Origin of the sequence: Alkalibacterium sp. MB6, from assembly GCF_009935905.1 — a bacterium.
GTDB lineage: Bacteria > Bacillota > Bacilli > Lactobacillales > Carnobacteriaceae_A > Alkalibacterium.
The window spans coordinates 38,153-47,233 of the sequence record NZ_PREX01000021.1; the positions used below are offsets into that span (position 1 = coordinate 38,153).

A 9,081-nucleotide genomic window follows, 5' to 3' on the forward strand; every position below is an offset into this window, starting at 1 on the left:
AAAGCGCGAGAGATGAGAGGTGTGAGGGAATGGATTTTTATTTAACCCAAAAGTTACGAAAAAGATTTTTTAAAACTGAAAAAGTGATGGGGCAGTCAATTGAAGATGCTCAGTTAATTGAAAAGACTGAAACAAAGACAGATCCATTTTATCACTGGCATGGAACGCTATCAGAAATAGGGCACGATGAACTATTTATCTTTACGCACAACACGACAGGGATGACTCTCACGTTTTTAAATCTGGTTGAAGATGAATTAATTGAATTTATTGACTTATTCGAAGAAGGGTTGACCCAGTTGCTGTCGCGATTTGGTTTCCCTGAACATATTATTAGTCAATATACTCAGTCGGTTAATGGCCATAGATTAACTAAAGCGACAGACATGAAAAAAATCGGAAAAAATTCAATTGTTCAAGCTGCATTAGGTCGTTTCACTGATTTGATTGATGAAGACTATCTTACTCAAGAGGCGTTATCTTATGCACTCTCTTCTCTAAAAAGCCATGCGGATGGTCACGATGAGTCAAGGTTAACTCATTTTTATAATGAATGGGTGAAGACATTTGGCCCTATACAGTTAACTATTCCAATGGCTGAATGTGAAATAAGATTGAAATTAGAGCATCAAAAAGACAGTATTCGATTAATCCACACGCCATTAAATCTTCCATTTGGAGCGTTACATGAGATTATTCAAACCGTATTTCTGTGGGAAAACAGTCATTTTTATCAATTTGTTTTAGACGATGGTTCGAGACTCACTAGTTCTAGGCAGATTGCCGAGATGGAATACTATGCCATAAGCGAGGACAGGCAGTTGTTTTCAGGAGACACGACCTTTCTCTCAGACGTTTTATCGACTGAAGATAATAGAAAACTGACTTATGTATATGACTTTGGCGATAATTGGGAACATTCGATTACCATTCGAAAAGTTTGGGTATCCTCTGAAGCCGTGCCTCCTAAATTACTTATGATGATGGGTAATCCGGTTCCAGAAAATAGTGGCGGACCTGATGGTTATAAGTATATGATGGACGTCATAAATGATCCAGAGCATGAGAATCATGAGCAATTAAAAGAATGGCTCAGCGACTACATTCCTCGCTTATACAGTCAGAATACTGTTGAAGCGATTAATTTGCAGCTTGACTATAAATTTAAATAAGAGTCAACCTTACTTTTTGACGGTAATGTCATTAAGTAAGGTTTTTTCTATTCCCACTATTTTAACTAAGCAATGATAGAGAAGTAATGTGTACACCCTTTAAAGTACCTGCTAAATGAAAGCATAAACGGGGAAACAATAGCTTGTATCCGATATTTATAAAGCATAAAATCTATTCTTTATGTCAATAATGGATATTCTATATTTTTATTCATTTAGAGAAACTAGAGGCTACATTTTTTAAACATTAGAGTAAATAAAATGCTAAATTTAGGTTAGTTTAAGCTGTACCAATGTAATATTAGTTATAATACGTAACGAAATTGTAAGATTTACCTTTTGAAGGGTCAGATTTAACTTTATATAGTTAAATAATATTTATATGATGTAAAATAATAGTGGAATATCGAAGTGAAGCGTTGATATTAAAGGGTTTAGTTAATATTAGAGTAATATCTTTACTTGATTAAAAATGAGATTCGGCTTAGAATGTCATTAATCAAAGATTATTTCACAAAGGTATCGATTATTTCTCAGTTAGGAGAATGCCAAATGGAGCCACCTTTTATAACTTTAATTCTGTATAATTTTATTTTTCCAAAAGCAGCATAAGAGGTCTTGTATAAAAATTGGACCTTATTAAACTTTATTCGCTTCACTAACCCTCTTGTTCAACAAGAATCAAGGTACCTCAATTGAGGATTAGCGACGATTGTCACGGTATTATTATTTCGATGATAGTCCTTGCATACTCTCATCCTCCACTCCTAAAGAAAAAGTCTCAGACCTTGTTTACTGGTAAGAGTCCTCTTTCATGCAAGGTCCCTTTTTCACCTGTTTTTAGCATGTATCAATAAAAAAAGTCACAGATTAGTCGGGAGACCATCCCAATTAATCTGTGACTTTTATTCGCTTGTTAATTATCGAGTGACAATCATTTCCGCTCTAAATTTATCATGACGGAAAAGAGAGAGTGAGTATTCCATTGCTTCCCCATCATCCAGGAAAACAATTTGCTCAGAGACCGCCACTGGAGCACCTACTGATATGTTTAACTTATCAGCTTCTTCCTCCTCGGCTGTCTTCACTGAGAAATAGCGGTGGGCACTTTGAAGATTAAGACTTAATTCATTTGTAATGTAATCATATATTGAACCTTTTACATGACTTTCTTCAAGTCCAGGAACAATATCAATCGGGTAATACGTTTTTTCAATAACGATAGGTTCGTTGTCAGTCGAGCGTAAACGCTGAATGTCGTAAACAAAACTACCAACATTAATATTTAACTTATCAGCTACATTGGCATCTGCCTGAACCACGCTAAAGTTTAAAAGTTCAGTGGAAACATTGTCACCCCATGATTGATAAAGGGATGTGAATCCTGGAGTAGGAGACGTTTGTGCGATACGCTGAATTTCACTCTTGCTTAAATCTTTCACGAATGTGCCAGAACCACGACGTTTGATAATTAAACCATCTTCGACAAGCATATCTAAGGCACGCTTAACTGTCATTTTACTTGTGTTGAATGTCTCACAAAGATCTTTCTCGAAGGGAAGCTGTTGCTTCGCTTTATAATCTTGAGTCAATATTTTTTCTTTAATCGTTTGATAAATTTCTTCGTACTTTTTCATCTTTATCCCACATTTCTATAATGACATTTTTACTCTTTATAAAATATAGTATAACATACTTTATTTTATAAAGAGAAGCAAAGAATACAAAAAAAAGGTAATTTATATCAAAAAGCATTTATATTAACTAATATTATAATACAGCAAATAAGAAGAATATACTACATGAATGTGAGTTGATGTGTGAGCAATCTTAAACGTTATTAAGTGATACAAGAGAGGGTAAAAGGGAGCAGAAGTGGTCTACATTAAAGCTGATATTTCCAATGAAGAAGACATTGCTTTGATAGAAGAGAAAGCGATTGAAGCGTTTGGTGGGTATGATACATGGGTGAATAATGCATCGGTTGCTTTATATAGTTATGCTGATGATGTGCCAATTGAAGACGTCAGACAGCTATTTGAGATTAACTTTTGGGGAACAGTGTATGGGACTCGTAAGGCCGTCGCTTACTTTAAGGAAAAAGTGGAACCTGGAACCATCATTACTATTGGTAGTGTGACAGGGAACCGAGCGTTTCCTCTACAGACCTTTTATTCAGCCGCAAAAATGGCCATTCACGGATTCATAGATGGGTTACGAATGGAATAAGAAAAAGCTCATGTGCCTATTGTCATTACTCAAATTCACCCAGCTCGAATCGATACACCCTATACGGATCACGCTACGAGTTATATTGAAAGACATCCGGCTCACAACGTCATCGTCTACCCACCGGAAAGTGTGGCGGAAGCCATTTTATTGGCTACAGAAAAACCGAAGCGGGATAACTATGTGGGCACTTAATCAAAATTCTTCTCCATTGTCGGCCGAGCGTTGCCACGTCTAGTTGATTATATGATGGAAATAGACACGTTTAAAACAAACTATGATACGGATAGAAAGGCGAAAGCGCCAGAAGCAGGAATTTTATATGAGCCTAAAGAAGACCTGATGGAGCGAGGGAGCAATTTAGGGTGGAAACGACCACCTAGTTTAATGGTAAAAGCTAAAAAACGACCCGTACTATCCATCCTTGCGACAGCTGGGATTGGCTTAGCCGTATACAAAGCTTTAAAAAAAGTAAGCTCACCACAAAAGTGCCTCGAATGAGGCACTTTTTCTTTTAGATAAGGCGAATGTGAATCGACTAAGCGACTAGAATAAGCATAAAAAAACAGACCCAGAAGTTAATTCTGAGCCTGTCTATTAGATGAATTAGCCTCTTACATCATCAAAGCTATTCAATGTAGCCATATCTTCTTCAGAAATACTAAAGTCTACTTGGCTATTTTGAATAATGCGCTCTTCGTGTGTTGATTTAGGAAGAGGTAAGGTTCCTCTTTCTAAACAGTAGCGAATCAATAGTTGTGCTGGTGTCACGTCGTATTTATCGGCCATTGCTTTAATGTCTTCATTATCCAATAACTGTCCAGTCGCTAAAGGAGAGTATGCCTCAACTAAAATGTTGTGCTCTTTACAGAAGGCAAGCAAGTCTTCTTGATCTCGTCCAACATAAAATGGAATTTGGTTAGCCATTGGAACAATATCACAATTGTCTAGAAGAGCTTGAATATCAGAGATTTCAAAGTTAGACACGCCGATTGTTCTAATTTTACCATCATTGTACAATTTCTCCATGGCTTTCCAAGACTGAATATTTCCCTCAGTATGGTCTTCGCCTTTTTTATCCCAAGGCCAAGGTGCATGAATGAGGTATAAATCTAAATAGTCGACACCCAAGTTGGTAATGGTCTCGTTAAATGCATCAAGGGATTCTTGATACCCTTTAATTTGAGCAGGCAACTTGCTCGTGATGAAAATCTCTTCACGAGGTAAATCAAAATCTTTAACCGCTTTACCAACATTTTCTTCATTTCGATAAGCTAAGGCTGTGTCAATGTGCGTGTAACCATTTTTCAAGGCCATCATGGTTGAGTCGTAAGCTTCTTCATTTGGAATCTGCCATGTACCAAAACCGATAGCTGGTATAGTTACCCCATTGTGAAACGTAAACGTGTCTTTAATCATGTATAAAGTCCTCCTTAAAATATACTACTTCTCTAGTGTACACCACTATCTATGAAAATGCTTTAATTTTGTCTGAACCTTACTTTATCGTTATTAATACAAAGAAGTCACCACTAAAGTAACTGCCTTGTTCCATTTCAAATCGTTTAACCATAATAGTCAAATCTACCTGGTCGTTTTCTTTATGAAAAGTGAGGTCGTCTAACGTATAAGATGGATTTTCTGCATTGAGTTCCCAAATGGTTTCTTTCAAAAACGATAAATCATAATGAATTAATTCATTATCTCCATCTAAAACGGCAACTGAAAAATCATCATTTGTTGCGGAAAAATCAAGAGTATGCCCGGTAGATAAGGTAAAACTTTCCGCATAATTATTGTAAGTGGCCACTTCTACAAAGGCATCAATGTTACTCATGTCAAGAACCATTGGAGTGGACTCATCTAGTTGAATATAAGCGTATTGTCTAGAGTCCGGATTATACTCATTCATGTCATTATGAGCGTAACTGTAATAATAGGGATCAAAGCCAAAGACATAATCAAAGGTATTGTAATAGTTAAAATTATCAGGAAGCCAATCAAATCGGTTTAAAGCATCCTGTTCATTTAAATAATTAAAGCTGTAAGAAAGTTGAACTTTTTCATTTTCATTTAGGGACTGTGTGCCGGGTTGAAGGGTCTGTCCACTTGCCCAAGACATGCCTTCAGCAATGCGATTAACTTCATTCGTTTGGCTGAAAATACCAACAGAAACAGCATCGATAAAAGGTAAAATAGAAATGACACTAAGCAGTATTAAAATTCTTGGTATCCACTCTTGCTTGGTTCTAGAAAAGCTATACAAGACACTTGCAATAATGGAAAAGATACTGAAAAGAAGAACGAAATAACGACTGTGCGTCATTCCTAATTCAACTGTTTTAAAACTGGAAGCGAAGAGTTGGAATATCGCTATGCCTAGTAGAAGGAAGGGAAAGAGCCAACGGAACATCCGAGCTACTTGACGAGAGGATTTTTCTGATAGGGATAAAGTAACTAGACCACTGATAGAGTAGCCGATTAACATGGGTTCCATCATATTGCTTCGCCAGAAAATGGTATTTATATTTAAGATGATATAAATGATGAGTATGCCGGTAAAAATAAATAGTAATGGGATAGCGACAAAGGCGACAATACTTTCTAACAAAGGGGGTATAGCTGTCGATTGCTGATTAGGCTTAGATAGACTTTCAGGAGTATACACAGGCAGTCTCATCAAGAAATTTATGGGAAAGATAAGTAAAAAACTGATCACTCCCATTTGGCTGTACCAATGGTAACTGAGTGAATAGATGAGGGCACTGAAAGCACCGATGACCGCTGTCACACCTAAAAACAATATCAGTGATAGCAGGAGACTTGAGAAAATAGCTTTAATTAACTGAACAAGGGTGTCACTGATTCTAAGAGAGGATCTCAATGTGGGAACGGTAAGGAGTGACACTGTTATGATAAAGAAAAGGACCATTGTTCGAATGGAACCTGATTGGTTAGCTTCCATGGGGGCCTGTCTCAAGTAAATATAATAGAGTAGAGACAGAGAAATGGTTAAGGCGACAAAGATAGTCTGCATTCGTTTGTTAGCAGAGTAAAATCGTTCGACGATTACTTGAATGAGAATAAGGGCATAAGCACACAGTCCCGATGCGAGAGATTCAATATATAAGTCAGGACTTCCGTCTGTCTGAATGGTAACCATCGATAAAATTGCTGTGATAAAAATAAAAACAATCGGCCATGTAAAGCGAGATAAGGTTTCAGACCATTTCACCTTATTGTCTACAAGCCATTCTTTAATTGACATGCTTAACGCCTCCTAAAAGTTATACTTAAATAACATTCTTTATTTGACCTAAGCATACTCTCATAGTTTGCCTTTAGCAATAGTAATGAAAGCTAGTTTTCAACATATTTTTAACAAAAAAAATGCACGACCAATCATGTGAAAAAAGGGGATTTGACGACTCCTTTTTAATGATTAATCGTGAATCTCTATTTTGTTAGTCTGAACTCACTTAGCTTCACTTGTTTACATTTGAGCGCCCATACCTCCATCGATACGGTACTCTGAACCAGTAATAAATTTACTTTCATCTGAGCCAAGGAAAATAGCTAAGTTAGCAATGTCCACGGCCTCTGCATATTCACCCATAGGGATGGAATCTTGAAGAGTGTTTTGAGACCCTTCTCCAAGTCCCTCTTCAACTTCGTCCATCATCGATGTACCTACTGGAGATGGGTGTATAGAGTTAACACGGATTTTCTTTTCGGCATTTTCTAAAGCAGCTGTTTTAGTTAATCCGACCACAGCGTGTTTAGATGTTGAATAAGGGAATAAGCCAGGTGATCCTCTCAATCCGTCAACGGACGAGGTGTTAATGATACTTCCGCTACCTTGTTCACGCATGACTTTCAACACATGCTTCATACCTAAAAATACTCCACCAACGTTAATGGACAAGACATTTTGGAAATTCTTATAGGTTTGATCGTGAATGGTATTCACTTCACCAATAATTCCAGCATTATTGAAAAAGACGTCAATGGATCCAAAAGCATCCGTTGTTTCTTTAACATAACGCTAGACATCGTCTTCGTTGGATACGTCTGCTTCTACAATTCGAACACGGTTATCCTGATTAAGTTCTTTCTTCGTTTCTTCCAGAGCATCTTTGTCTAAATCAACTAGAACCACACGCGCCCCTTCTTCTAGGGCTCTATTAACCGTAACAAGGATGACATATATCGATCAATGATATGCTTACAAAAAATAAGAGGGATGTCATAGGGTTATCCTTTGTAAACGAATAAAACTTTATGTTACACTTATAGTGTACAACTAGTGAAAGGGAGGAATAACATGCAAAAGTATGTGTTTAAATCACCGAGTCGTTATGTTCAGGGAAAAGGAGTGATTGAGGAGCTAGGCAAAGAAATGGAGTCCATCTCCAACACGTCACTTCTCATATCAGATGAAGTTGTTTGGGGTATTGTAAAAGATGATATAGAAGGTAGTTTTAGCGATACAGAAAGTCAGTACCATTATGAAGAATTCAGTGGAGAATCATCGAATACGGAGATAGAACGATTAATCGATGTTGGAAAGGAAAATGAGGTTGAGGCAGTCATTGGTGTTGGTGGGGGGAAAACGCTCGATACAGCCAAGGCCGTGTCTGATGGCATTGGAGTACCCGTCGTAATTGTTCCAACTACTGCTTCTACAGATGCACCAACAAGCGCCTTGTCCGTTATTTATTCAGATGACGGTGTGTTTGAAGGGTATAAATTTTATGACAAGAACCCTGATCTCGTATTAGTGGACACGGGTATTATTGTCAATGCGCCACCGATACTATTTGCTTCAGGAATAGCAGATGCGATGGCAACATTAACTGAAGTTAAAGCAGCGATGAAGCGAAATGCGGATACGATGGCAGGAGGCAAAACCACTTTTACAGGTAGAGCAATAGCTGAAATGTCTGAAAAAGTTCTGTTTGAGCATGGAGTTGCTGCTTACAAAGCCGTTCAGCAAAAATTGGTAACACCAGCAGTCGATGCCGTAGTAGAAGCGAACACATTGTTATCCGGCTTAGGCTTTGAAAACGGGGGCTTAGCCGGTGCACATGCGATTCATAATGGCTTCACCGCAGTGGATGGGGATATTCATGACTTGTCTCATGGGCAAAAAGTAGCTTACGGGACCCTCGTTCAATTGGTCTTAGAAAGAAAGTCAGAAAAGGAAATCATGAAGTATGTCGATTTCTTTAAATCAGTTGATATGCCAACAACCTTAGAAGAGATGCATCTAAATGGTAAATCCTTTGAAGACTTGGTTGAAATAGGAAAAGTAGCTACAGCTGAAGGAGAAACGATGGAAAATCTTGATCCAGAAATCACTCCTGAACAAGTCGCTTACGCTATCCTAGCTGTTAACGAATACAGTACTAAGAATTAAGCCAGTTTATGAAAGCACGGACCTTCTTTGTCGAGGGGTCCGTGCTTTTTACTTTTTGATTATAAAAAAGCATATTGAAGAGTTTATGAGTTCATTCTCGTGACTTTAGTCGTGAGTAAGCGATTTTGCATGTTTTTTTGTTTCTACATATGATAAAATACATGTAGAGGTGATTATGGTGAAAAAAGCACTAAAAGGAAGAGGTTACGTCTACTATATTCAGTACCATATAGTATGGTGTGTAAAGTACAGAAAGCCGAT

At 37.5% G+C, this 9,081-nt stretch carries 8 protein-coding genes and 1 pseudogene; 5 read left to right on the plus strand and 4 right to left on the minus strand.

Features of this window, described 5'->3' with window-relative positions:
* The first annotated feature begins 29 nt into the window (after positions 1-29).
* Entirely contained in the window at positions 30-1,172 is a 1,143-nt protein-coding gene (locus tag C3945_RS08795; RefSeq protein WP_161879326.1) for a plasmid pRiA4b ORF-3 family protein, read from the plus strand.
* A 920-nt stretch (positions 1,173-2,092) separates the two neighbouring features.
* On the opposite strand, the gene C3945_RS08800 is transcribed toward C3945_RS08795, so the two are convergent.
* Entirely contained in the window at positions 2,093-2,809 is a 717-nt protein-coding gene (locus tag C3945_RS08800) for a GntR family transcriptional regulator (protein ID WP_161879327.1), read from the minus strand.
* A gap of 238 nt (positions 2,810-3,047) precedes the next feature.
* Here C3945_RS08800 and C3945_RS08805 point away from each other — a divergent pair, with 238 nt between their 5' ends.
* From C3945_RS08805 to C3945_RS08815, 3 genes are read left to right on the plus strand one after another with little or no spacing between them, the layout of a single operon-like run.
* On the plus strand, positions 3,048-3,401 hold the full coding sequence (locus tag C3945_RS08805; protein WP_161879328.1) for an SDR family NAD(P)-dependent oxidoreductase: 354 nt from the start codon (positions 3,048-3,050) through the stop codon (positions 3,399-3,401).
* A gap of 12 nt (positions 3,402-3,413) precedes the next feature.
* Positions 3,414-3,596, plus strand: coding sequence for a hypothetical protein (locus C3945_RS08810; protein WP_161879329.1), 183 nt, complete (start codon positions 3,414-3,416; stop codon positions 3,594-3,596).
* Between the two features lie 54 nt (positions 3,597-3,650).
* Positions 3,651-3,902 (plus strand): hypothetical protein, encoded by a 252-nt coding sequence (locus tag C3945_RS08815; RefSeq protein ID WP_161879330.1) that lies wholly within the window; start codon positions 3,651-3,653, stop codon positions 3,900-3,902.
* A 105-nt stretch (positions 3,903-4,007) separates the two neighbouring features.
* Here C3945_RS08815 and C3945_RS08820 read toward each other — a convergent pair whose 3' ends face one another.
* The 3 genes and pseudogenes from C3945_RS08820 to C3945_RS08830 all read right to left on the minus strand — a co-directional run.
* Positions 4,008-4,820 carry an aldo/keto reductase gene (locus tag C3945_RS08820; protein ID WP_161879331.1) on the minus strand — a complete coding sequence of 271 codons (813 nt, stop codon included), beginning with the start codon at positions 4,818-4,820 and terminating at the stop codon, positions 4,008-4,010.
* A gap of 79 nt (positions 4,821-4,899) precedes the next feature.
* Positions 4,900-6,669: a DUF4153 domain-containing protein gene (locus C3945_RS08825; RefSeq protein WP_161879332.1), complete on the minus strand. Its 1,770-nt coding sequence runs from the start codon at positions 6,667-6,669 to the stop codon at positions 4,900-4,902.
* A gap of 225 nt (positions 6,670-6,894) precedes the next feature.
* Positions 6,895-7,431: pseudogene (locus tag C3945_RS08830) on the minus strand (SDR family NAD(P)-dependent oxidoreductase); the annotation flags it as partial.
* A gap of 294 nt (positions 7,432-7,725) precedes the next feature.
* Here C3945_RS08830 and C3945_RS08835 point away from each other — a divergent pair.
* On the plus strand, positions 7,726-8,820 hold the full coding sequence (locus tag C3945_RS08835) for a glycerol dehydrogenase (RefSeq protein WP_161879333.1): 1,095 nt from the start codon (positions 7,726-7,728) through the stop codon (positions 8,818-8,820).
* Positions 8,821-9,081 lie beyond the last annotated feature (261 nt).

Bases quoted from the DNA above. Each gene is read 5' to 3' on its own strand.
- C3945_RS08795 (WP_161879326.1), top strand. From the start codon at position 30: ATGGATTTTTATTTAACCCAAAAGTTACGAAAAAGATTTTTTAAAACT.
- C3945_RS08800 (WP_161879327.1), bottom strand. From the start codon at position 2,809: ATGAAAAAGTACGAAGAAATTTATCAAACGATTAAAGAAAAAATATTG.
- C3945_RS08815 (WP_161879330.1), top strand. From the start codon at position 3,651: ATGGAAATAGACACGTTTAAAACAAACTATGATACGGATAGAAAGGCG.
- C3945_RS08820 (WP_161879331.1), bottom strand. From the start codon at position 4,820: ATGATTAAAGACACGTTTACGTTTCACAATGGGGTAACTATACCAGCT.
- C3945_RS08825 (WP_161879332.1), bottom strand. From the start codon at position 6,669: ATGTCAATTAAAGAATGGCTTGTAGACAATAAGGTGAAATGGTCTGAA.
- C3945_RS08835 (WP_161879333.1), top strand. From the start codon at position 7,726: ATGCAAAAGTATGTGTTTAAATCACCGAGTCGTTATGTTCAGGGAAAA.